Consider the following 22,609-nt stretch of genomic DNA (forward strand, 5'->3'; position numbering starts at 1 on the left):
TGGAGGACATCGTGAACGAGACCCCTGCGCCCCACCTCCTGTTCCTCTTCGACATGGACGACGTCCTGGTCCGGTACGACTGGCAGGTGCGGATGGCCGCACTCTCCGAGTTCACCGGACACGAGTTCGCGGAGCTCCGCCGGCGCTGGTGGGACTGCGGCCACGAGATGCGTGCCGAGGCCGGTGGCTTCGCCGACGGTGACGAGTACCTCGCCGCGTTCGAGCAGGCCATGGAGTGCGACGTCCCCGAGGCCGAGTGGGCGCGCATCCGCGGATCCGCGATGACCGAGCTGCCGGAACGCATCGAGGCCGTCCGCATCGCGAGCGAGCACGGGCGTGTCGGCCTGCTCACCAACAACGGGCCGCTCGCCGGTCGGTGGATCCACCAGTGGGCACCCTCGCTGCCCGGGCTGTTCGGCGACCACCTGGACACGTCGAGCAACTTCGGCGCCCGCAAGCCCGAGCCCGAGGTCTTCCTCCGCGCGGTCGAGCACCACGGCGTGCCCGCCGAGCGCACGTTCTTCGCCGACGACATGCCGGAGAACATCGCGGGCGCCCGGAGCGTCGGCATCCACGCCGTCCTGGTCGAGCGCGACACCGACCTGCGCGAGCACGTCCGCGCCTTCGTCGCGCAGCAGCGCGAGGCCTCCCCCGTCGCCTGACCGACACACCGACCGGGAGGCCCGTGGTGCGTCCGGCTACCGCGTCGCGGTGGTCGTGCGGTCGCGTCCCGTCAGGTCGACGTGCGTCTCCGGGGTCCGGAACCCCCGGCGCGCGAGCACGTCGCGGACGCCGGCGCCCTGCGGCTCGGCGTGCTCGATGACGAGCACCCCGCCGGGCACGAGCAGCCGCCACGCCGTCTCGGCCAGGGCACGCACCGCGTCGAGGCCGTCCGGTCCGCCGTACAGCGCCATCGCGGGGTCGTGGTCGCGCACCTCGGGATCGATCGGGACCGCGTCGTCCGGCACGTACGGCGGGTTCGACACCACGACGGACACCGTGCCGTCCAGTTCGGGCAGCGCGTCGGCCAGGTCACCCTCGACGAGTCGCACCGTGCCGCCGTGGGCATCGACGTTCCGACGGGTCCAAGGCAGTGCCTCGGGCGAGGCCTCGACCGCGTAGACCACGGCGTTCGGCACCTCGGTGTCCATCGCGATGGCGATCGCACCACTGCCCGAACCGAGGTCGACCGCGATCGGCGCCGGCACCGCGACCGTCCGGAGCGCGTCGATGCCGAACTGCACGACGCCCTCGGTCTCGGGCCGCGGCACGAAGACCCCTGGCCCGACCGCCAGGGTCAGCGCGCGGAAGTACGCCTGCCCGGTGATGTGCTGCAGGGGTTCGCGGGTGCTCCGACGCGCGATCGCGTGCCGGAAGCGCTCGACGTGCTCCGCCGCGATGGCGCCACCGGTCATCGCCCGGGCCTGCACGGCGCCGCGCGAGGTGTCGGTCGCCCACGCGAGCAGCAGCTCCGCGTCGACCTGGGGTGTCGGGACGCCGGACGCGACGAGCGCCGCGGCCGCCTGCTCGAGCAGGCGATCCGCGGCGAACGTGACGGGCGTGTCGGACACGAGCCGGGCCTCCAGGCGGGGTGAGCGGTTACGCGTCCTGGTCGCCGATGGCGGCCAGACGTGCCTCTTCGTCCGCCTGGATGGCGGACTGGACGACGGGCTCGAGCGCACCGTTCATGACGCGGTCGAGGTCGTACGCCTTGTAGCCGGTGCGGTGGTCCGCGATCCGGTTCTCCGGGAAGTTGTACGTCCGGATGCGCTCCGAACGGTCCATCCCGCGGATCTGCGACTTGCGCGCGTCCGAGGCGATCGCGTCGAGCTCCTCCTGCTGCCGCGCGAGGATGCGTGCGCGGAGCACGCGCATGCCGGCCTCACGGTTCTGCAGCTGCGACTTCTCGTTCTGCATCGCCACCGTGATGCCCGTGGGCAGGTGGGTGATGCGGACCGCGGAGTCCGTCGTGTTGACGGACTGGCCGCCGGGACCGGACGACCGGTAGACGTCGATCTTCAGGTCGTTCTGGTTGATCGCGACCTCCTCCGGCTCGTCGACCTCGGGGAACACCAGCACGCCGGTCGTCGAGGTGTGGATGCGCCCCTGCGACTCGGTCTGCGGCACGCGCTGCACACGGTGCACGCCGCCCTCGTACTTCAGGTGCGCCCAGACGCCCTGCGACGGGTCAGTGGTGTTCGACTTGATCGCGACCTGGACGTCCTTGTAGCCGCCCAGGTCGGACTCGGTGCGCTCGAGGAGCTCGACCTTCCAGCCCTTGGTCTCGGCGTAGTGCGAGTACATGCGCAGGAGGTCGGCCGCGAACAGCGCCGACTCCTCGCCGCCCTCGCCGCCTTTGATCTCCATGATCACGTCGCGTCCGTCGTCGGGGTCGCGCGGGATGAGCAGCCGGCGGAGACGCTCCTGACGCTCCGCCAACTGCTCCTCGAGCCCGGGGACCTCGTCCGCGAACGCCGCGTCCTCACGCGCGAGTTCCTGGGCGGCGGCGAGGTCGTCCCCCGCCGCCTGCCAGGACTCGTACGCGGACTTGATCTGGTTGAGCTCGGCGTAGCGCCGGTTCACCTTCTTCGCCCGGGCCGCATCGGCGTGGAGCGCGGGGTCCGACAGCTGCTGCGTCAGGTCCTCGTGTTCCGCCAGCAGCCCTGCCACCGACTCGAACACGCGTTACTCCTGGTGACCGTTGTGGTGGGCGCCGCCGGTCGTCGGGACCGACTTCTGCACCTGCACCAGGAACTCGACGTTCGACTGCGTCTCCTTGAGGTTCCGCAGCACGATCTCGAGGGCCTGCTGCGGGTCGAGCCCGGCGAGTGCCCGACGCAGACGCCAGGTGATCTTGACCTCGTCGGCGGAGAGCAGCTGCTCCTCGCGACGGGTGCCGGAGGCGTTGACGTCGACGGCCGGGAAGATCCGCTTGTCCGCCAGGTGACGGTTGAGGCGGAGCTCCATGTTGCCGGTGCCCTTGAACTCCTCGAAGATGACCTCGTCCATCTTGGAACCGGTCTCGACGAGCGCGGTGGCGAGGATGGTCAGCGAGCCGCCGTCCTCGATGTTGCGCGCCGCACCGAAGAAGCGCTTCGGCGGGTAGAGCGCCGCCGAGTCGACGCCGCCGGAGAGCACGCGGCCCGACGCCGGGGTCGACAGGTTGTACGCACGGCCCAGACGGGTGATCGAGTCGAGCAGGAGCACGACGTCGTGTCCGAGCTCCACCAGGCGCTTCGCGCGCTCGATGGCGAGCTCGGCGACCGTGGTGTGGTCCTCGGCCGGACGGTCGAAGGTCGAGGCGATGACCTCGCCCTTCACCGTGCGCTGCATGTCGGTGACCTCTTCGGGCCGCTCGTCGACCAGGACGACCATGAGGTGCGCCTCGGGGTTGTTCTTCGCGACCGCGTTGGCGATGGCCTGCAGCACGACGGTCTTGCCGGCCTTGGGCGGCGAGACGATCAGACCGCGCTGGCCCTTGCCGATCGGCGACACGAGGTCGATGATGCGGGTGCTCAGCTTGCCGGGCTCCGTCTCGAGGCGCAGGCGCTCGTTCGGGTACAGCGGGGTGAGGTCGGAGAAGTCGACGCGGGCCGCTGCCTCTTCGGCGGTCTGGCCGTTGACCGAGTCGACGGTCACGAGCGCGTTGTACTTCTGACGGCTCTGCTGCTCGTTGTCACGGGGCTGCTTGATCGAGCCGACGACGGCGTCGCCCTTGCGCAGGTGGTACTTCTTCACCTGGCCGAGCGAGACGTAGACGTCGTTCGGTCCGGGCAGGTAGCCCGTGGTGCGGACGAACGCGTAGTTGTCGAGGACGTCGAGGATGCCCGCGATCGGGATCAGGACGTCGTCCTCGGTGACCTCGGGCTCGAAGTCGTCGTTCTGGCCGCCACGGCCGCGCTTGCGGTCCCGCTGGCGACGGCTGCGGCCGCCCTCGGAGTCGTCGGCGTTCTGCTGGGCCTGCTGGCCCTGCTTCTGCTGACCGTTCTGCTTCTGCTGGTTGGCCGCCTGCTGCTTCTGCTCGGCGCGGTCGTCCTGCTTCTGGTCGCGCTGCTTGGCGTCGTTCTGCTTGGCGTCGGACTGCTTGGCGTCGCCCTGCTTCTGCTGGTCGCCGCCGTTCTGCTTCTGCTGGCCGCCCTGCTGGTGCTGCTGACCGTCCTGCTGCGGCTGGTCACCGTTCTGCTCGCCGTTCTCGGCGTTCTGCCCACGACCACGACCGCGACCACGGCTGCGACGGCCGCGACGCGAACCGCCCTCGCCCTGCTGGTCGTTCTGGTCGTTCTGCTCGCCGGACTCGGCGGCACCGGACTGGTCCTGCGACGCACCCTCGGTGCTCTGCTGGTCGTTCCGCGCCTGCTGGTCGTCCTGCGCAGGTGCCGAGGTCGGCGTCTGCTGGTCGGCCGACTCGTTCGGCTGCTGAGCCTGCTGGTCGGAACCGCGCTGGCCACGGCCGCGACGCTGGCCACCGGTCTGCGTCTGGGCGGCTTCCTGGGCGTCCTTCTCGGCACGCACCTGGTCGAGGCCCGCGAGCAGGTCCTCGGTACCGGTGTGGCCGGCGTTGGTGTGCTCGGCGGCCGAGGTCGGGCCGGCGTTCACGGTGCCACCGGACGACGCACGACGCGAACGGCGGGCACGCGACGGCGCGGCCGGCTCGGACTCGACGGCGGGGGCCTCGGGGTCGGCGACCGGAGCAGTCGGCGCCTCGGCTGCGGGCTCCGGCAGCGTCGGCTGCTCGGTCACCGGGGCCGTGACGGGGGGCGCGGCGGGCGCTGCCGCGGCGGGGGCTGCCGCGGCGGGGGCGTCGTCCGTCACGGGGCGCTTGTCCTCGATCGAGGCGATGAGGTCGCCCTTGCGGAGCTTCGAGAGCCCGGTGATGCCGAGCGAGGAGGCGATGCGCTGGAGTTCCGGCAGTCGGAGGGCGCGCAGGTCGCTGGGGATCTCCACCTGGGCGGAGTTGTTGTCGGTCAAGGTCGGTGTTTCCTTTCGAACCGCAGAACGCGGAGAGTTTCCACCGTCCCGGATGCACGGGTATGCATCGACCGCCGTTCAGACGACGGACCGGGATTCGGTGATCAGAAAGAGAGTGCCCCCGCGCACCGGACCCTGCGCTGCGTCGGAGCTGGCCACGGGATGGACCCCATGGCACGAGCAGTCCGGGCGACTACGCGGGTTCGGCTTCGAGCGCCGAGTGCGCCACCACTGTAGCACCACCGAGATCGACGGCCAGCATGAGCGCCCGCCAGTCGGATTCCCCGGGCCGGGCGACGAGATCCGCGGCGGTGAGCCGTTGCGCCGGGTCGCTGCCGAGCACGAGCAGGCTCGGTCCCGCCCCGGACACGACGGCCGCGAGCCCGTGCTGACGGAGCAGTCCGATCAGTGCGTCGGTCTCCGGCATCGCGCTGGCCCGGTAGGCCTGGTGCAGACGGTCCTCGGTCGCGGCGAGCAGGAGCTCGGGGCTCTGGATGAGCGCGGCGACGAGCAGTGCGGAGCGGGAGACGTTGAACGCGGCGTCGGCGTGCGGGACGTTCTCGGGCTGCAGGGAGCGGGCCAGCTTCGTCGACAGCGTGGACGTCGGCACGAACACGACCGGTGCGACACCGCGGTGCACCAGGAGCCGCTTGTAGGCGGGTCCTTCGGCCGTCATCCACGCGATGGTGAGCCCACCGAACAGTGCGGGGGCGACGTTGTCCGGGTGCCCCTCCATCTCGGTGGCCAGGCTGAGCAGCGTCGAGGCGTCCAGGTCGACGACGCCCTCGAGCAGCCCGCGGGCCGCCATCAGGCCCGCGACGATCGCGGCCGCCGAGGAACCGAGCCCACGGCCGTGCGGGATCGCGTTCGTGGCGTGCAGTTCGAGGCCGGGCTGGTCGACGCCGGCGTGCTCGAGGCCGCGGCGGACGGCGCGCACGACCAGGTTCGTGTCGTCGGTGGCGACCTCGCCCGCACCGACGCCCTGCACCGTGACGGTGGCGCCGGGTTCCGGGCGGACCCGGACGACGACCTCGTCGTACAGCGAAAGCGCGAGGCCGAGCGAGTCGAACCCCGGGCCGAGGTTCGCGGACGTCGCCGGCACGCGGACGCGCACGGCCCGTCCGGCGGGCACAGCGTGGACCGCCCGTCCGGCCGGTACAGCGCTGTGGGCGGTGACGCCCTCCCCCGGTCCGGACGAGCGGTCGAGGCTCACTGCGCCGAGACCAGTCCGAGCACGTCCGCGATCGACTTGGTGTCGACCGGCACGCTCGTCGGGGTGACCTCGCTGCCGTCCTCGGTGCGCAGGGCCCACTGCGGGTCCTTCAGGCCGTGGCCGGTGACGGTGATGACGACCTTCGCGCCCTTCGGCACGATGCCGGCGTCGGCGCGCTCGAGGAGCCCTGCGACACCGATCGCCGACGCGGGCTCGACGAAGACGCCGACCTCGGCCGACAGGATGTGGTGCGCGGCGAGGATGGCCTCGTCCGAGATGGCGCCGAAGTAGCCGTCGGTCTCGTCGCGGGCTTCGAGGGCGAACTGCCACGAGGCCGGATTGCCGATGCGGATCGCCGACGCGATGGTGTCCGGGTTCTTGACGACCTCGCCGCGCACGATCGGTGCGGAGCCGGCCGCCTGGAACCCGAACATGCGCGGGAGCTTCGTCGTGCGACCGGCGGCCACGTCCTCGCGGTAGCCGCGCGAGTACGCGGTGTAGTTGCCCGCGTTGCCGACCGGCAGGAAGTGGAAGTCCGGGGCGTCGCCGAGCACGTCGACGACCTCGAACGCGGCGGTCTTCTGGCCCTCGATGCGGTCGTTGTTGACCGAGTTGACGAGGTGCACCGGGTAGTTCGCCGCCAGGTCGCGGGCGATGTCGAGGCAGTCGTCGAAGTTGCCCTGGACCTGCAGCAGCTGCGCGTCGTGCGCGACGGCCTGGCTGAGCTTGCCCATGGCGATCTTGCCCTCGGGCACGAGCACCGCGGCGGTGATGCCGGCGTGCGTGGCGTACGCGGCGGCCGAGGCGCTGGTGTTGCCGGTCGAGGCGCAGATGACGGCCTTCGCACCGTGCTCGACGGCCTTCGAGATCGCCATCGTCATGCCGCGGTCCTTGAAGGACCCGGTCGGGTTCATGCCCTCGAACTTGACGTAGACCTCGGCGCCGGTGCGCTCGGAGAGCCGACGAGCCGGGATGAGGGGCGTGCCGCCCTCACCGAGCGTGACGATCGGCGTCGCCTCGGTCACGTCGAGTCGGTCGGCGTACTCGCGCAGGACTCCCTGCCACTGGTGGGCCATCAGGCTTCTCTCTCTGTCCGGTGGGTCGGTCTGGTTTTCGGTTCGGGGTCGGCCTGGAGGCCCGTGGTGCGTCAGGCGCCGACGAAGCGCAGGACGCTGGTCACGTCCAGGACCACGTCCTCGCCGCGGAGCGTGCGGACGGTGTCCGCCAGGTCGGCTTCGCGCGCCAGGTGCGTGCCGATGACGAGCGCGGCCGTCCCCTCGGGGGCGCCCGCGGTGGTCTGCTCGACGGTCTCGACGCTCACGCCGTGCTTCGCGAGCACGCCGGCGACCGTCGACAGCACGCCGGGGGCGTCCGTGACGTGCAAGGTGATCTGGTAGCGCGTGCGGACGGTGCCGATCGGGAAGACGGGCAGGTCCGACTGGGTCGACTCCGCGACGCCCGGGCCGCCGATGACGTGCCGACGTGCGGCGGACACGAGGTCACCGAGCACGGCGGAGGCCGTTTCGACGCCACCGGCACCGGCACCGTAGAACATGAGGTCGCCGGCTGCTTCGGCCTCGACGAACACGGCGTTCTTCGCACCGTGCACGCTCGCCAGGGGGTGCGACTCCGGCACGAGGGCCGGGTACACCCGGGCGCTGACGCCTTCGCGGCCGTCCTCGTCGGTCAGCCGCTCGGCGGTCGCCAGGATCTTCACGACGTAGCCGGCCTTGCGCGCGGCACGGACCTGCTCGATCGTGACCGACGTGATGCCCTCGCGGTGCACCGCAGCCAGCGGCACCGAGGTGTGGAACGCCAGCGAGGCCAGGATCGCGGCCTTCTGCGCGGCGTCGTAGCCCTCGATGTCGGCGGTCGGGTCGGCCTCGGCGTACCCGAGCTCGGTCGCGGTGGCCAGGGCGTCCTCGAACGTGCTCCCCTGCCGGTCCATCAGGTCGAGGATGAAGTTCGTGGTGCCGTTGACGATGCCCATGATCCGCTCGATGCGGTCACCGGCGAGCGAGTCGTGCAGCGGTCGGATGATCGGGATCGCACCGGCCACGGCGGCCTCGTAGTACAGCTGCGCGCCGACCTGCTCGGCCACCGCGAAGAGCTCCGGACCGTGGGTCGCCAGGAGCGCCTTGTTGCCCGTGACGACGTCTGCACCGGACTGCAGCGCCTGCAGCACGAGCGTGCGCGCCGGCTCGATGCCACCGATCAGCTCGACGACGATGTCGGCACCGAGGATGAGCGATCCGGCATCGGTCGTGTAGAGCTCACGGGGCAGGTCGACGTCGCGCGGGGCGTCGACGTCGCGCACGGCGATCCCGACGAGTTCGAGGCCGGCACCCGCGCGCGAGGCGAGTTCGTCGGCGTGCTCGAGCAGGAGCCGCGCGACCTGGGACCCGACCGAGCCGGCCCCGAGCAGCGCGACGCGGACGTTGCGGTATTCGATCATCTGGTGTGGTTCCTGTCGGTGGGGGTGAGCCCTGTTCGTCGGGTCAGTTGCCGGTGCCGGCGTGGGGTACGGGCACGACCCCGGTGTCGCGGGCGAGGAGGTCGTCGATCGACTCGCCCCGCACGAGGATACGGGCTGCGCCGTCCGCCACGGCGACGACCGGCGGTCGGCCCACGTGGTTGTAGTTGCTCGACAGCGCCCAGCAGTACGCGCCGGTGGCCGCGACGGCGAGCAGGTCACCGCGCTGGACGTCACCCGGCAGGTACTCGTCGTTCACCACGATGTCCCCGCTCTCGCAGTGCTTCCCGACGACGCGGGTGAGCACGGCCGGCGACCCGGACGCCCGGGCGAGCCGGGCGGTGTAGTCCGCGCCGTACAGGGCCGGGCGGGCGTTGTCGCTCATGCCGCCGTCGACGGACACGTACGTGCGCGTCGCGTGGCCCGCGTCGTCGCCGGTCTCGAGGGTGACGGGCTTGATCGTGCCGACGCGGTAGAGCGTGATGCCCGCCGGCCCGACGATGTAGCGACCGGGCTCGACCGCGACCTCGGGCACCGGGATGTCCCGCTCGGCGCAGGCCTCGGCGATGATCGCGGCGAGGGCGTCGGCGACGTCCTCGGGCGCGAAGGCGGAGTCGGCCTCGGTGTAGTCGATGCCCCAGCCGCCGCCGAGGTTCAGCTCGGGCACCGGACCGGTCTCGACGAGGGTGGCGTGCACGTCCATCAGGCGTCGAGCGGCCTCGCGGAACCCGGACTCGTCGAAGATCTGCGAACCGATGTGCGAGTGCAGGCCGACGAACACCAGCGACGACTCGGCGCGCACCGCCTCGGCCGCGGCGACGGCCTCGGTGAGCGGGATGCCGAACTTCTGGTCCTCGCGCGCAGTGGCCAGGTACTCGTGGGTGGACGCGTGCACGCCGCTGTTGATCCGAATGCGCACGCGCTGCACGACCCCGGCGTCCGCAGCGGCACGGGCGACACGCTGGACCTCTTCGTGGCTGTCGAGCACGATCGTGCCCACGCCGACCTCGACCGCGCGGGCGATCTCGGCGTCGGACTTGTCGTTGCCGTGGAAGCCGAGCATCGCCGGGTCGATGCCGGCGGCCAGGGCGACCGCGAGCTCCCCGCCGGTGCAGACGTCGACGCGCAGGTCGGCCTCGGCCATCCACGCCACGACCTGGGTCGTCAGGAACGCCTTGCCGGCGTAGTACACGTGGGCGCGGGTGCCGATGCCCTCGAACGCCTCGGTGAACGCGTTGCGCACCCGCACCGCACGGGACTGCACGTCGCTCTCGTCGACGACGTAGAGCGGGGTGCCGTACTGCCGGACCAGGTCCGTCGCGGTGACACCGCCGATGGCCAGGTCGCCGTCGTCGGTCCGCGTCGCGGACGCGGGCCAGATCCGGTCCACCAGCTCGGAGGCGTCCGTCGGGAACCGCAGTCGCGGCGGTGCAAGGGGGTTCTCGCTCACGGGACCCGATCCTACCGACGCTGGACGGGCCTCCCGGCCGCGTTACGCAGCCACGGGATCAGCCGCAGCTGCCGACCGTCTGCAGACCCTCCTCGTTGAGCGGCAGCGCGTCCGCGGTGACGCGGACCGTCGCGTCGGCCTTCGAGACGTCGAGCGAGCGCACGCGGAGCGATTCGGGCAGGAACTGCGCCGTGCAGACCTGCACCGGCACGTTCGTGACGCCGGGGATCGAGTTGACCTTGAGGCCGAGGTCCGAGTTGGTGATCCGCACGCTCTTCGGGGTGATCGTGATGCCGCGGCCGTCGTCCTGCGCGACCACGTCGCCCTTCGCCGCGTAGGTGATGTCGTAGCCGAGCACCGCGGTGGAGCCGGACAGCTCGACGCCGCCGTCCACCAGGGAGAGCCGGTCGAACAGCGGACTGTACTTCGACAGGTCCTTCACGCTCGACGACGCGAGCGTGACGGTGCCGTCGACGTCGCGCACGTCGCCCTTGCCGTCCACCGGGACGTCCCGCGCGGTGACGTCGGCGGCGAGCGGGATGCCGTCGACGGTGAGCTTCGACGAGGAGATCTCGACCTGGTCGAGCGTGCCGCCGATGAGCTGCGGGATGACGATGCCGTCGGCGTGCGCCTCGACCTGGCCCGTGGTGCCGTCGGGCAGCGACTGCTCGACCTGCTGCGCGATGATGCGGTCGACGACCCCGCGGAGCACGAACTCGGCGATCACGACGAGGGCGGCGAGCACGACGACGACCACGATCAGGACGACGGGCCAGCGGCGGCGCGTGCGGGGGCGTTCGGTGGCGGCGGACATGCCTCCCACCCTGCCAGGTGGTCCCGTCAGCCTGCCTGGAGGCGCGGGGCGGGGCGGGGTGCGGGCCCGCTCGATCGCGCCCCGCCACGGCCATTGCGCCCCCGCACACCGGGGCGCGATGACCGTCAGGGGGCGCGTCACGACAACGGCTCGGCCGTCTGCTCGCGACGCGGCTCCGCTACATGCGGGACGGAGCGCTCACACCGAGGAGGCCGAGGCCGTTGCGGAGGACCTGGCCGGTGGCGTCGTTCAGCCAGAGGCGCGTGCGGTGCAGGTCGGTGACGGGCTCGTCGCCGAGCGGGGTCACGCGGCAGGCGTCGTACCAGCGGTGGTACAGGCCCGCGAGCTGCTCGATGTACCGGGCGATGCGGTGCGGCTCACGGAGCTCTGCGGCGTGGCGCACCACGCGCGGGTACTCGGCCAGGGCACCGAGCAGGGCGCCCTCGGAGTCGTGCGTCAACAACGAGGCGTCGAACGCGGACCGGTCGACTCCGGCCGCCTCGGCGTTGCGGGCCACCGACTGGGTGCGCGCGTGGGCGTACTGCACGTAGAAGACGGGGTTGTCGTTCGTCCGCTTCGTGAGCAGGTCGAGGTCGATGTCGATCGCGGTGTCGCTGGCGAACCGGACGAGCGAGTACCGGCCGGCGTCGACCCCGACGGCGTCGACGAGGTCCTCCATCGTGACGATGGTGCCGTTGCGCTTCGACATGCGCATCGGCTCGCCGTCCTTGAGCAGGTTGACCATCTGCCCGATCAGGATCTCGAGGTTCGTGCCCGGCTCGTCACCGAAGGCCGCGCACATCGCCATCATCCGGCCGACGTAGCCGTGGTGGTCCGCGCCGAGCATGATCAGGTTGCGCTCGAAGCCGCGCTCGCGCTTGTCGAGGTAGTACGCCAGGTCGCCGGCGATGTACGCGGGTTCGCCGTCGGACTTGATGACCACGCGGTCGCGGTCGTCGCCGAAGTCGGTCGTGCGGAGCCACTCGGCGCCCTCGGCCTCGTACATCACGCCGGCCGACCGCAGACGGGCGATGGCGCGCTCGACGGCCTTCGACTCGTGCAGGGCGTTCTCGTGGAAGTAGACGTCGAAGTCCACACCGAAGTCGTGCAGCGACGACTTGATGTCCGCGAACATGAAGTCCACGCCCTCACGCCGGAAGACCTCCTGCGCCTCGTCGCGCGGCAGGTCCTTGACGTCGGTCGACGGGTCGAGCGTCGCGATCACACGCGCCGCGATCTCGGAGATGTACGCGCCGCCGTAGCCGTCCTCCGGCGTGGGCTCGCCGAGCGCCGACGCGACGAGGGAGCGGGCGAAGCGGTCGATCTGCGCACCGTGGTCGTTGAAGTAGTACTCGCGGGTGACGAGGCCGCCCTGCGCCTGGAACACGCGGGCCAGGCTGTCGCCCACCGCCGCCCAGCGCACGCCGCCCATGTGGATCGGGCCGGTCGGGTTCGCCGACACGAACTCCAGGTTGATCCGGACGCCGTCGTACAAGTCGCCGCGCCCGAAGGACTCGCCGCCCTCGACGATCGTGCGGGCGATCTCGCCGGCCGCCGCCGCCTCGAGTGTGATGTTGATGAACCCGGGGCCGGCGACGTCGACCGAGGCCACGCCGTCGAGTTCGGTCAGCTCACCGGCGATCTCCGTCGCGAGCTCGCGCGGGTTCGTGCCGATGCGCTTCGCGAGCTGCATGGCGGCGTTCGAGGCCCAGTCGCCGTGCGCGCGGTTCTTCGGCCGCTCGAGCACCACGTGGGAGTCCCCGATCGTCACGGTCTCGGACGCGCCTCGTCGCTCGACGATCCCGGTCAGGATCGACAGGTACGCGGCGGAGAGTTCGGCAGGAGTCACGGCGGACGAGTCTACCGGGACACCCAGGTGCACGCCGGACGATGGGCCATCATGTCGGCATGACCACCCGAAGCCGTGCCCGGGCGTGCTCCGTCGCCGTCGTCACCGCCGCAGCAGCACTCGCCCTGTCGGCCTGCTCGAGCGGAGGCGACAGCGACCCGACGCCCAATGCGACCCCGGTCGGCACGGCGGTGGCCCAGACGTGCGCCGAGCTCCTGCCGACCGAGGCCCTGTCGGTGTACGGCACGACCTTCGCACTCGACGACTCCTTCACCCCGGCGAAGGGCTCCCCCGCCGCCACCATCGCGAAGCAGCGGGGCCGCGTCTGCCAGTTCGTCGCCACCGACGACGACACCGAGACGATCACCCTCGCCGTCGCCCACCTGCCTGAGAAGTCGCTCACCAACCTGAAGGACGCCCTGTACGACCGGGGCGGCTCGGTCCCCACCTACCGCGTCGAGGGCTACTTCGCGTTGAACGACGGCATCGGCCGCGCGGACGCCTTCGCGGACCCGTACTGGATCACCACGCAGTCGACGCTGTTCACCGAGCCCGGCGGTGCACAGCCCGTCGTCGACGCGGTCCGCGCCGCGCTGCAGCCGACAGCGTCGGCGACGCCGGCGGGCTGACGCGACCACGCACGGTGCCGGGTCCACCATCCGGTGCGAGGTTGCACACGTGGTGCGCGCCCACAGCGCCGCACGAAGCACGGAACCTCACACCGGCCCGCAACGCGCGCACCGTGCAGACGGGAGGCCCGAGGCAGGCCCGCACCGCGCCTCCCGTCCAGCGGCGACCACGCACGGTGCCGGGACCACCATCCGGTGCGAGGTCGCACACGTGGTGCGCGCCCACAGCGCCGCACGAAGCACGGAACCTCACACCGGCCCGCAACGCGCGCACCGTGCAGACGGGAGGCCCGTGGCGGGCCCGCACCGCGCCTCCCGTCCAGCGGCGACCACGCACGGTGCCGGGACCGCCATCCGGTGCGAGGTTGCACACGTGGTGCGCGCCCACAGCGCCGCACGAAGCGCGCAACCCTGCACGGGCCCGCAACGCGCGCACCGTGCAGACGGGGGGCCCGTGGCGGGCCCGCACCGCGCCTCCCGTCCGCCCTGCAGTCGCGTCCCCTGCGCGACACGCGCTGTCCGGGACCGCGCGCCGGACCTGCTACGGTTGTTCCACCCCTTGGCCCCCATAGCTCAGGGGATAGAGCACTGCCCTCCGGAGGCAGGGGCGGAGGTTCGAATCCTCCTGGGGGCACCAGAACAACACCGCAGGGCCATGCGGGTCGAAGCCGGGGCGCCACGCCGCGCGACGACGGTCGGGTCCGCCCGGTAGCGTGCCGGCATGACGATGACGTTCCCCGAGCCCGAGGTCCACGCGCTCCGAGGCGGGCCGACGCTCGGGTGGGGCGTGATCGGCCCCGGGCAGATCGCGAACGACTTCACCGCCACGGTGCACGCGAACTCCGACCAGCGCGTCGTCGCCGTGGGGTCTCGCTCCCCCGAGCGTGCCGCCGCCTTCGCCGCCCGCCACGGCGTCCCCGGGGTGCACGGCTCGTACGAGGCCCTCGTCGCGGACCCCACCGTCGACGTCGTCTACGTCGCTTCCCCGCACCCGCAGCACCTCGGGCACGCGCTGCTCGCGATCGCCGCGGGCAAGCACGTCCTCGTCGAGAAGCCGATGACGACCTCGGCCGCGGACACCCGCACCCTCGCCGACGCCGCACGGGCCGAGGGCGTCCTGGCGATGGAGGCGATGTGGACCCGGTACCTGCCCGGCTCCACGGTGATCGCCCGTCTGCTCGCAGAGGGCGCCCTCGGCGACGTCCGGCTCGCGACCGTGGACGTCGGGTGGCCGCACGACCCGGACGCGGCCGACCGCATGTTCGACCCCGCCGCCGGCGGCGGCGCACTCCTCGATGCCGGTGTCTACGGGCACTGGTTCGCACGGTTCGCCACCGGCGCCCCGGTGACCAGCAGCACGACGGGAGCGGTCTCGGATCGCGGGGTCGACCTCCAGTCCGTCACCGTGTCGACGGCGGACGGTGGCGCACAGGCCGTGGTGGCCACGTCGATGACGGCGTGGACGCCGGGGCTGGCGGCCATCGCGGGCAGCCGGGCCACCGTGCGGTACACCGACCACTTCGTGTTCCCGGCGTCGTTCGCGGTGCACCACCGGGGTGGGGAGGACCGCTGGTCGGAGCCGACCGGGCTGCGGGGTCGGCAGGGGCTCGTCTGGCAGGCGGCGGCGCTCGCCCGGTACGTGGCGGACGGCCGGACGGAGTCGCCGGTGCACTCGCTCGACGACTCGATCGGGATCGCGCGGGCGCTCGACGCGGCGCGTGCGGACCTCGGCTCCGGGGCCGTGGCGTCTGTTTCCGAGCGCGACACCTCGACCCCCTAGGATCACGGGCCGGTCGTCCTGCACGCGACCGGGAAGAGGGAACCGATGACCACCGGCACCGGGAACGCGCAGCTCGAACTCGCCCGCGGCGGGGACGCCCCTGCGCCACGGACGCTGTTCGACGTCCTCGCGGCGACCGCGGCCACCCACCCGACCGCCACCGCGCTCGAGGACCCCGCCGGCACCGTCGACTACGCCGCCCTGCTCGACCTGGTGCGCGCGCAAGCCGACGACCTCGCCCGTCGCGGTGTCCGACGGGGCGACCGGGTCGGCGTGCGGATCCCCTCCGGCGGACGCGACCTGTACCTGTCGATCCTCGCCGTCCTCGCCGCCGGAGCCGCGTACGTGCCCGTCGACGCCGACGACCCCGAGGAACGCGCGACCCTGGTGTTCGGCGAGGCCAGCGTCGTGGGCGTCATCGGAGCCGGCGGTGTCCTGCGCGATCGGGACGGCGGCGAGCTGCCCGTGACGGATCCTGCGGCGAGCGCCGCACTCCCCCGCGAGGACGACGATGCGTGGATCATCTTCACGTCCGGGTCCACGGGGGTGCCGAAGGGCGTGGCGGTCACCCATCGCAGTGCTGCGGCGTTCGTGGACGCCGAGGCGCGGATGTTCCTGCAGTCGGCGCCGATCGGTCCGGGCGACCGGGTGCTGGCGGGGCTGAGTGTGGCGTTCGACGCGTCGTGCGAGGAGATGTGGTTGGCGTGGGGGCACGGTGCCGCGTTGGTGCCGGCGCCGCGGTCGTTGGTGCGGACGGGGGTGGACCTGGGGCCGTGGCTCATCGCGCACATGATCACGGTGGTGTCGACGGTGCCGACGCTCGCGGCGCTGTGGCCGGACGACGCGTTGGAGCAGGTGCGGCTGGTGATCTTCGGTGGTGAGGCGTGCCCGCCGGAGCTGGCGGCGCGCATCGCGAGTCGTGACCGTGAGGTGTGGAACACGTACGGGCCGACCGAGGCGACGGTGGTGGCGTGCGGGTCCCTGCTCGACGGGAGCCAGCCGATCCGGATCGGGCTGCCGCTGGACGGGTGGGACCTGGCGGTGGTGGACGCTGCCGGGCAGCGGGTGGAGCCCGGTGGGGTCGGTGAGCTCGTGATCGGTGGTGTCGGGTTGGGTCGGTACCTGGACCCGGCGAAGGACGCGGAGAAGTACGCGCCGTTCCCGGAGCTCGGGTGGGCTCGGGCGTACCGGAGCGGTGACCTGGTGCGGTACGACCCCGAGGGACTCGTGTTCCAGGGACGCGCGGACGACCAGGTGAAGCTCGGGGGTCGGCGGATCGAGCTCGGTGAGATCGACGCGGCCCTGCAGGCGCTCGACGACGTGGCGGGTGGTGCGGCGGTGGTGCAGCGGACCCCTGCGGGGAACCAGGTGCTGGTCGGGTACGTGGCTCCGGTCGCGGGTGCCACGGTCGACGTCGCGCTCGCGAACGCCCGGTTGCGGCAGGAGCTGCCCGCTGCCCTCGTGCCGCTCGTCGCGGTGGTGGACACGCTGCCGACGCGGACGTCGGGCAAGGTCGACCGTGCCGCCCTGCCGTGGCCGTTGCCCGGGGCGACCAACGCCGCGATGCTGCCGGACACCGTCGCCTGGATCGCGGAGCGGTGGGCGGCGATCCTCGGGGTGCCGGTGTCGAGCGTCGACGACGACTTCTTCGCGCACGGCGGCGGTTCGTTGACGGCGGCGCAGCTCGTCTCGGCGATCCGCGAGCGGTTCCCGACGACGACGGTGGCGGACGTGTACGACCACCCGCGCATCGGTGCGCTGGCGGCCGCGCTGGACGAGTCCGGTCCGGTCGCGGCGGCGTCGCGCGACGTGACCCCGGTCCCGCCGGCGACGGGGCTCGCGATGACGGTGCTCGGGCTGCCGGTGCAGGTGCTGCGCGGGCTGCGGGTGCTGACATGGACGGCGTCGGTCGCGGCGGTGCTGCACGCGACCACGCTGCCGTTCCTGCCGGTGCTCCCCTGGCCGGCACTCGTGGTCGCGCTGCTGGTGTTCGTGACGCCGATCGGCAAGATGGCGCTGACGGTCGTGCTCGCCCGGCTGCTGCTCGTCGGGGTGCGGCCCGGCGACCACCCCCGTGGCGGTTCGGTGCACCTGCGGGTCTGGCTGGCGGAGCGGATCGCCGAGGCGGTCGACGGCCCCTCGACCGCCGGGGCGCCGTGGATCAGCTACTACGCCCGTGCACTGGGGGCGCGGATCGGCACCGACGTCGACCTGCACACGCTCCCGCCGGTCACCGGGATGCTCACGATCGGCAAGCGTGCGTCGATCGAGCCGGAGGTCGACCTCGCGGGGCACTGGGTGGACGGCGACGTGTTCCGACTGGGTCGGGTGCGCGTCGAGGACGACGCGGTCGTGCACAGCCGCACCACGCTGCTGCCCGGTGCGCACGTGGGCGCGGGCGCCGAGGTCGAGGCCGGTTCGGCCGTCGCCGGCCGGGTGCCCGCCGGGGAACGCTGGGCGGGTTCGCCCGCCGAACGCGTCGGCTCGGCCAGGCACAGCCGGGAGGCCCGTCCCCCGTCGCGTCGACGCTGGCTGCTGGCGTACGGGGCCGGCTCCGTGGCCGTGGCCGGGTTGCCGGTGATCGGTGTCGCGGTCGGGCTGCTGGTCGCCGCCGCCCTGGTCGGGCGCGCGCCGACGCTCGGTGACGCGGTCCTGCGCGCCCTCGCGACGGTGCCGCTCGCGACCGTGGTCGCCGGGGCCGTGTACGCCCTGCTCGTGGTGGGGTCGGTGCGGCTCCTGGGCATCGGGTTGCACGAGGGACGCCACCCCGTGCGCTCGCGCATCGGCTGGCAGGCGTGGTCGACGGAGCGGGTGCTCGACGCGGCCCGGACGCTGCTGTTCCCCCTGTACGCCTCGCTCGTGACGCCGGTGTGGCTGCGGCTGCTCGGAGCGAAGGTCGGCCGGAACACGGAGATCTCCACGGTCCTGCTCATCCCCGCGCTGACGCAGATCGCGTCCGGGGCGTTCCTGGCCGACGACACCATGGTCGCGACGTACGAGCTCGGCGGGGGCCGGGTGCGGATCGGCCGGTCGAAGGTGGGCAGGCGGGCCTTCCTCGGCAACAGCGGGATGACGGGCGCCGGACGCTCCGTACCGCGCGAAGCCCTGGTGGCGGTCCTGTCCGCCGTGCCGAAGAAGGCCAAGCGCGGGTCGTCGTGGCTCGGCTCGCCCCCGGTGCGGCTCCGCCGTGCGGCGACGCAGTTCGACGAGGAGCGCACCTTCCGTCCGCCGGTGCGGCTCAAGGTCGCCCGCGGCTGCTGGGAGCTGCTGCGGCTCGTGGCGCCGATGGTGTCCGCGGGCGTCGCCCTCGGTGTGGCCGGCACGCTGCTCGCCCTGTGGTCCGCGGTCGGTGTCGGGTGGACGGTGCTGCTCGCCGGGCCGGTGCTGATCGTCGCCGGCGCCGTCGCCGCGGTGGTGTCGACGATCGCGAAGTGGGTCTTCGTCGGCCGGATCACCGCCCGCGAGCACCCGCTGTGGTCGTCGTTCGTCTGGCGCAACGAGGTGCAGGACACCTTCGTCGAGACGGTCGCCCGGCCGTGGTTCGCCGAGCAGGCCACCGGCACCCCGGCCCTGGCGGCGTGGCTGCGGAGCCTCGGTGCGACGATCGGCCGCGGCACCTGGCTCGAGACCTACTGGCTCCCCGAGGCCGACCTCGTGACGATCGGCGCCGGCGCCTCGGTGGCGCGCGGGACCGTCGTGCAGACCCACCTGTTCCACGACCGCGTGATGCAGCTCGACGCCGTCCGGCTCGACGCCGGGGCGACCCTCGGCCCGCACAGCGTCGTCCTGCCCGCCGCGGGCATCGGCACGGGCGCGACGGTGGGTCCGGCCTCGCTCGTGATGCGCGGCGAGCAGGTGCCCACCGGGTCGCGGTGGTCCGGCAACCCCATCGCTCCGTGGACAGCCGAACCGGGCTCCGTGGCGGACTGACCGCCGCCATGGGGTTGACTGAGACCGTGCCGAACACCTCCGCTGCCGACCCGTACACCCCGCACAGCGGCGACCGACGCTGGAGCGCCGAGCACTACGACCTCCGCCTCGACTACCGCGTCGCCACGAACCGCCTCGACGGCACCGCGACGATCACCGCGCGCGCCCTCGAGCCGCTCGACAAGATCGTGGTCGACCTGCACGGCCTGAGCGTCGAGCGCGCCGACGTCGACGGTGCCCGCGCGAAGAAGGTGTCGAACGCCGTGCACAAGGTCACCGTCACCCCGGCGTCCCCGATCGCGGCCGGCACGACGTTCACCGTGCACCTGAAGTACCGCGGCAACCCGCGCCCCGTGCGCAGCGCCTGGGGCCAGGTCGGGTGGGAGGAGCTCACCGACGGCGTCATCGTCGCGGCCCAGCCGACCGGGGCACCCTCGTGGTTCCCGTGCAACGACCGACCGGACGACAAGGCGACCTACCGGTTCGAGATCGCCGCCGAGGCCGCGTACGACGTCCTGGCGAACGGCGACCTCCTCGGCAAGGAACGCGACCGGATCGGCACCCGCTGGACCTACGCCACCACCGAGCCGATGGCGACGTACCTGGCGACGGTGCAGATCGGCCGGTACCGCACGACGAGGCTCCGCGGCGCCGTCGTCCCCGTCACCCTGCACCACCCCTCCGACCTGGCGACCGCCGCGAAGACCGACTTCGGTCAGGTGCCGGAGATGCTCGCGCTGTTCTCCGACCGCTTCGGCCCGTACCCGTTCGCGGCGTACGGCGTCGTGGTCACCGACGACGAGCTCGAGATCCCGCTCGAAGCCCACGGGCTGGCGGTGTTCGGCCGCAACCACGTCGACGGCGAGCACGGCACCGACCGGCTCATCGCGCACGAGCTCGCCCACCAGTGGTTCGGCAACTCGGTGACGGTCGCGCGCTGGCAGGACATCTGGCTGCACGAGGGGTTCGCCTGCTACGCCGAGTGGCTCTGGTCCGAGGAACGCGGTGGCGACACCGCCGACACGCTCGCGGCGGAGTACCGGCAGGGCCTGCTCGACCAGCCCGAGGACCTCGTCGTCGGGGACCCCGGCGCGAAGGACATGTTCGACGACCGCGTCTACAAGCGCGGCGCCCTCGCCCTGCACGCCGTCCGCCGCACGTTCGGCGACGACGCGTTCTTCGCCGGGCTCCGGAGCATCACCGAACGGCACCGGCACGGTTCGGTGACGGTGCCCGACGTGCTCGGGGCGTTCGCGGACGCCGCCGGCCGTCCCGTCGCGGACGTCCGTGCGGTCACCGGCCCGTGGATCGACGAGGCGTCGGTTCCGGCGCTGCTCGCGCCCCGCGTCGACTAGCGGGCTCCGCTGCCCGGCCGGCTAGCCCGCCAGTTCGCCGTCGGCCGGGTCGCAGCTGACCTCGGACCACACCGCGTCGAGCGACAGTCCGACCACACCCGCGACGGCTGCGATGGTCGAGAACGCCGGCGTCGCGATGCGCCCGGTCTCGATCTTGCGGAGCGTCTCGGGCGAGATCCCGGCGGCGAGGGCGGTGTCGACGATAGACCGTGGACCACGGGCACGACGGAGCAGCGCACCGAGGCGGCGGCCGCGCGCGACCTCGTCGGGGCTGAGCGGGAGACGGACCATCCCCACATAGTAATACCGGTATGATCATCCGCGTGATCGAGATCCTGACGCCCGCCGAGGTCGACAAGGCCCGCGCCACCGGAGCCCTCGTGGGCACCATCCTGCAGACCCTGCGCGAACGCACCCGCGTCGGCACGAACCTGCTCGAGATCGACCGGTGGGCGAAGCAGATGATCGAGGACGCCGGTGCCGACTCCTGCTACGTCGACTACGCCCCCTCGTTCGGCCGCGGTCCGTTCGGCCACCACATCTGCACCGCCGTGAACGACGCCGTGCTGCACGGGCTGCCGCACGACCGGGCCCTCGCCGACGGCGACCTGCTCACCCTCGACCTCGCGGTGTCCCTGGACGGCATCGCCGCCGACGCCGCGGTGAGCTTCGTCGTCGGCACCCCGCGCGACGAGGACCTCGCCCTCATCGACGCCACCGAGCGCGCCCTCGCCGCCGGGATCGCCGCTGCCGGCCCCGGTGCGCGCACCGGCGACCTGTCGCACGCGATCGGCACCGTGCTCGAGGCCGCGGGCTACCCGGTCAACGTCGAGTTCGGCGGCCACGGCATCGGTTCGACCATGCACCAGGACCCACACGTGTCGAACACCGGCCGCGCGGGTCGCGGCTACACGCTCCGGCCGGGGCTCCTGCTCGCGCTCGAGCCGTGGGTGATGGCCGACACCGACGTGCTCGTCACCGACCCCGACGGCTGGACGCTCCGCAGCGCCACCGGAGCCCGGACGGCCCACACCGAGCACACCATCGCGATCACCGAGGACGGCGTAGCGGTGCTCACGCTCCCCCGCTGACCGTCCCCTCGACCACGACGGGCAGTCCGCCGGCCGCGACGACGAGCACCAGGTCGGCTGCCGGTCGGAGGACCGTGACGGCGTGGTCGACCCCCTCGAAGCGCGCGGACCCGGCCGCGACGTCGACGTCCACCGCGATCGGGTCGACTCGCAGGCCCCGGCCGTCGCGTTTCAGCACGGCCTCCTTCGCCGCCCAGCAGGCCGCGAGCAGGCCGACGTCACCCGCCGAACGACCGCGTTCACCGGACGTGAAGGCGTCGAGCGGCGCTGCGGCGACGCGGGACACGCGCTCGACGTCGAAGCCGACCATGCCGGGAGCGACGGCGATGGCGACTGCTCCGGTCGTGCGCGACAGGCTGACGCCGTAGCCGGTGCCGTGCACCGTGGCCCACGGACGACCGTGGTCGGTCCCGCGGCAGTGCGGGCAGACGCGCCCCGCGCGCACCTCGGCCGTCTCGGAACCGGACGCCGACGCGACGGCGGCGACCAGGGCCTCCCGGTCGGCAGCGCGGTCCGGACCGGGCGCGCACAGCGTCACGACGACGGTCTGGAGGCCCGACTCACCCACGCACGCAGCCTACGGTGCGCGGGTGGTCGGTCCAGAGCCGTGTCGCTACGCGTGCGTGAGCGCGATGAGTGCGACGTTCATGGTGCTGTAGAGACCCTCGGATCGGGTCGCCTGGCGGACGCGTCCGCGCAGCACCTCGTAGCGGCCGTCGTGCTCGCGCACGAAGCCGATCACGCCGGTCGCCGGCGTCGACACGCGGTGGTAGCCGTCCTCGAGCGGGACGACCTCGGTACTCGTGGTTCGCTCCATTGCTGTTCCCTTCCGTTCGTCGTCGAACAGTGCCGCCAGCATACCCCGGCTCGGGGGACAAGACACCCATGGATCGGCTTGTCCACAGGGTTCACCGGGAGTCTGTCCGTGCGCTCCGGGGCCTGGATAGACTCCGGGCGACGGCGCACACAGGGCGCGGTTCGGAGCGGTGTCGACGGCGCCGACCGGTGACGGACGGAGGACGGATGCGAACGGTCCAGCACGGATCGGGCACAGGCG

Annotated in this window: 18 protein-coding genes and 1 tRNA gene; 7 read left to right on the forward strand and 12 right to left on the reverse strand. The window is 72.6% G+C overall.

Features of this window, described 5'->3' with window-relative positions; all coding sequences use genetic code 11:
* Positions 1-11: 11 nt before the first annotated feature.
* Positions 12-662 (forward strand): HAD family hydrolase, encoded by a 651-nt coding sequence (locus KZI27_RS12270; RefSeq protein WP_222657843.1) that lies wholly within the window; start codon positions 12-14, stop codon positions 660-662.
* A gap of 36 nt (positions 663-698) precedes the next feature.
* On the opposite strand, the gene prmC is transcribed toward KZI27_RS12270, so the two are convergent.
* From prmC to argS, 9 genes are all read right to left on the reverse strand, one after another.
* Complete coding sequence (gene prmC, locus KZI27_RS12275; RefSeq protein WP_261783886.1) at positions 699-1,571, reverse strand: peptide chain release factor N(5)-glutamine methyltransferase; 873 nt, start codon at positions 1,569-1,571, stop codon at positions 699-701.
* A 28-nt stretch (positions 1,572-1,599) separates the two neighbouring features.
* Entirely contained in the window at positions 1,600-2,682 is a 1,083-nt protein-coding gene (prfA, locus tag KZI27_RS12280) for a peptide chain release factor 1 (protein ID WP_222657844.1), read from the reverse strand.
* A gap of 3 nt (positions 2,683-2,685) precedes the next feature.
* Positions 2,686-4,968: a transcription termination factor Rho gene (gene rho, locus KZI27_RS12285; RefSeq protein WP_222657845.1), complete on the reverse strand. Its 2,283-nt coding sequence runs from the start codon at positions 4,966-4,968 to the stop codon at positions 2,686-2,688.
* A 193-nt stretch (positions 4,969-5,161) separates the two neighbouring features.
* On the reverse strand, positions 5,162-6,100 hold the full coding sequence (gene thrB / locus KZI27_RS12290; protein ID WP_222661366.1) for a homoserine kinase: 939 nt from the start codon (positions 6,098-6,100) through the stop codon (positions 5,162-5,164).
* Positions 6,101-6,177: 77 nt separating this feature from the next.
* Entirely contained in the window at positions 6,178-7,257 is a 1,080-nt protein-coding gene (thrC, locus tag KZI27_RS12295; RefSeq protein ID WP_222657846.1) for a threonine synthase, read from the reverse strand.
* 71 nt (positions 7,258-7,328) lie between these two features.
* Positions 7,329-8,636: a homoserine dehydrogenase gene (locus tag KZI27_RS12300; RefSeq protein WP_222657847.1), complete on the reverse strand. Its 1,308-nt coding sequence runs from the start codon at positions 8,634-8,636 to the stop codon at positions 7,329-7,331.
* A 43-nt stretch (positions 8,637-8,679) separates the two neighbouring features.
* Entirely contained in the window at positions 8,680-10,104 is a 1,425-nt protein-coding gene (lysA, locus tag KZI27_RS12305) for a diaminopimelate decarboxylase (RefSeq protein ID WP_222657848.1), read from the reverse strand.
* Between the two features lie 58 nt (positions 10,105-10,162).
* Positions 10,163-10,918, reverse strand: a complete 756-nt coding sequence (locus tag KZI27_RS12310) for a DUF2993 domain-containing protein (protein ID WP_222657849.1) — start codon at positions 10,916-10,918, stop codon at positions 10,163-10,165.
* 178 nt (positions 10,919-11,096) lie between these two features.
* A complete protein-coding gene (gene argS / locus KZI27_RS12315; RefSeq protein ID WP_222657850.1) occupies positions 11,097-12,767 on the reverse strand; it encodes an arginine--tRNA ligase in 1,671 nt (556 codons plus the stop codon).
* A gap of 59 nt (positions 12,768-12,826) precedes the next feature.
* On the opposite strand from argS, the gene KZI27_RS12320 reads away from it, so the two are divergent.
* From KZI27_RS12320 to KZI27_RS12340, 5 genes are all read left to right on the forward strand, one after another.
* Complete coding sequence (locus tag KZI27_RS12320; RefSeq protein ID WP_222657851.1) at positions 12,827-13,396, forward strand: hypothetical protein; 570 nt, start codon at positions 12,827-12,829, stop codon at positions 13,394-13,396.
* 562 nt (positions 13,397-13,958) lie between these two features.
* Positions 13,959-14,033, forward strand: a tRNA-Arg gene (locus KZI27_RS12325).
* Positions 14,034-14,117: 84 nt separating this feature from the next.
* Complete coding sequence (locus KZI27_RS12330) at positions 14,118-15,176, forward strand: Gfo/Idh/MocA family protein (protein ID WP_261783887.1); 1,059 nt, start codon at positions 14,118-14,120, stop codon at positions 15,174-15,176.
* A 45-nt stretch (positions 15,177-15,221) separates the two neighbouring features.
* A complete protein-coding gene (locus KZI27_RS12335; protein WP_222657852.1) occupies positions 15,222-19,106 on the forward strand; it encodes a Pls/PosA family non-ribosomal peptide synthetase in 3,885 nt (1,294 codons plus the stop codon).
* Between the two features lie 26 nt (positions 19,107-19,132).
* Positions 19,133-20,461, forward strand: coding sequence for a M1 family metallopeptidase (locus KZI27_RS12340; RefSeq protein WP_261783888.1), 1,329 nt, complete (start codon positions 19,133-19,135; stop codon positions 20,459-20,461).
* A gap of 21 nt (positions 20,462-20,482) precedes the next feature.
* Here KZI27_RS12340 and KZI27_RS12345 read toward each other — a convergent pair whose 3' ends face one another.
* A complete protein-coding gene (locus tag KZI27_RS12345) occupies positions 20,483-20,752 on the reverse strand; it encodes a helix-turn-helix domain-containing protein (RefSeq protein ID WP_222657853.1) in 270 nt (89 codons plus the stop codon).
* A 32-nt stretch (positions 20,753-20,784) separates the two neighbouring features.
* On the opposite strand from KZI27_RS12345, the gene map reads away from it, so the two are divergent.
* Positions 20,785-21,552: a type I methionyl aminopeptidase gene (gene map / locus KZI27_RS12350; protein WP_222657854.1), complete on the forward strand. Its 768-nt coding sequence runs from the start codon at positions 20,785-20,787 to the stop codon at positions 21,550-21,552.
* Here the strand turns inward: map and KZI27_RS12355 are convergent.
* Both KZI27_RS12355 and KZI27_RS12360 read right to left on the reverse strand, forming a co-directional pair.
* Entirely contained in the window at positions 21,536-22,120 is a 585-nt protein-coding gene (locus tag KZI27_RS12355) for a 4'-phosphopantetheinyl transferase family protein (protein ID WP_222657855.1), read from the reverse strand. The genes map and KZI27_RS12355 overlap by 17 nt on opposite strands.
* A gap of 45 nt (positions 22,121-22,165) precedes the next feature.
* Positions 22,166-22,369, reverse strand: a complete 204-nt coding sequence (locus tag KZI27_RS12360) for a hypothetical protein (RefSeq protein WP_071255966.1) — start codon at positions 22,367-22,369, stop codon at positions 22,166-22,168.
* Positions 22,370-22,609 lie beyond the last annotated feature (240 nt).

This window comes from Curtobacterium sp. TC1, from assembly GCF_019844075.1.
Classification (GTDB): Bacteria; Actinomycetota; Actinomycetes; order Actinomycetales; family Microbacteriaceae; genus Curtobacterium.

Bases quoted from the DNA above. Each gene is read 5' to 3' on its own strand.
- KZI27_RS12360 (WP_071255966.1), bottom strand. From the start codon at position 22,369: ATGGAGCGAACCACGAGTACCGAGGTCGTCCCGCTCGAGGACGGCTAC.
- KZI27_RS12310 (WP_222657849.1), bottom strand. From the start codon at position 10,918: ATGTCCGCCGCCACCGAACGCCCCCGCACGCGCCGCCGCTGGCCCGTC.
- KZI27_RS12345 (WP_222657853.1), bottom strand. From the start codon at position 20,752: ATGGTCCGTCTCCCGCTCAGCCCCGACGAGGTCGCGCGCGGCCGCCGC.
- KZI27_RS12330 (WP_261783887.1), top strand. From the start codon at position 14,118: ATGACGATGACGTTCCCCGAGCCCGAGGTCCACGCGCTCCGAGGCGGG.
- thrC (WP_222657846.1), bottom strand. From the start codon at position 7,257: ATGGCCCACCAGTGGCAGGGAGTCCTGCGCGAGTACGCCGACCGACTC.
- KZI27_RS12335 (WP_222657852.1), top strand. From the start codon at position 15,222: ATGACCACCGGCACCGGGAACGCGCAGCTCGAACTCGCCCGCGGCGGG.
- KZI27_RS12320 (WP_222657851.1), top strand. From the start codon at position 12,827: ATGACCACCCGAAGCCGTGCCCGGGCGTGCTCCGTCGCCGTCGTCACC.
- KZI27_RS12300 (WP_222657847.1), bottom strand. From the start codon at position 8,636: ATGATCGAATACCGCAACGTCCGCGTCGCGCTGCTCGGGGCCGGCTCG.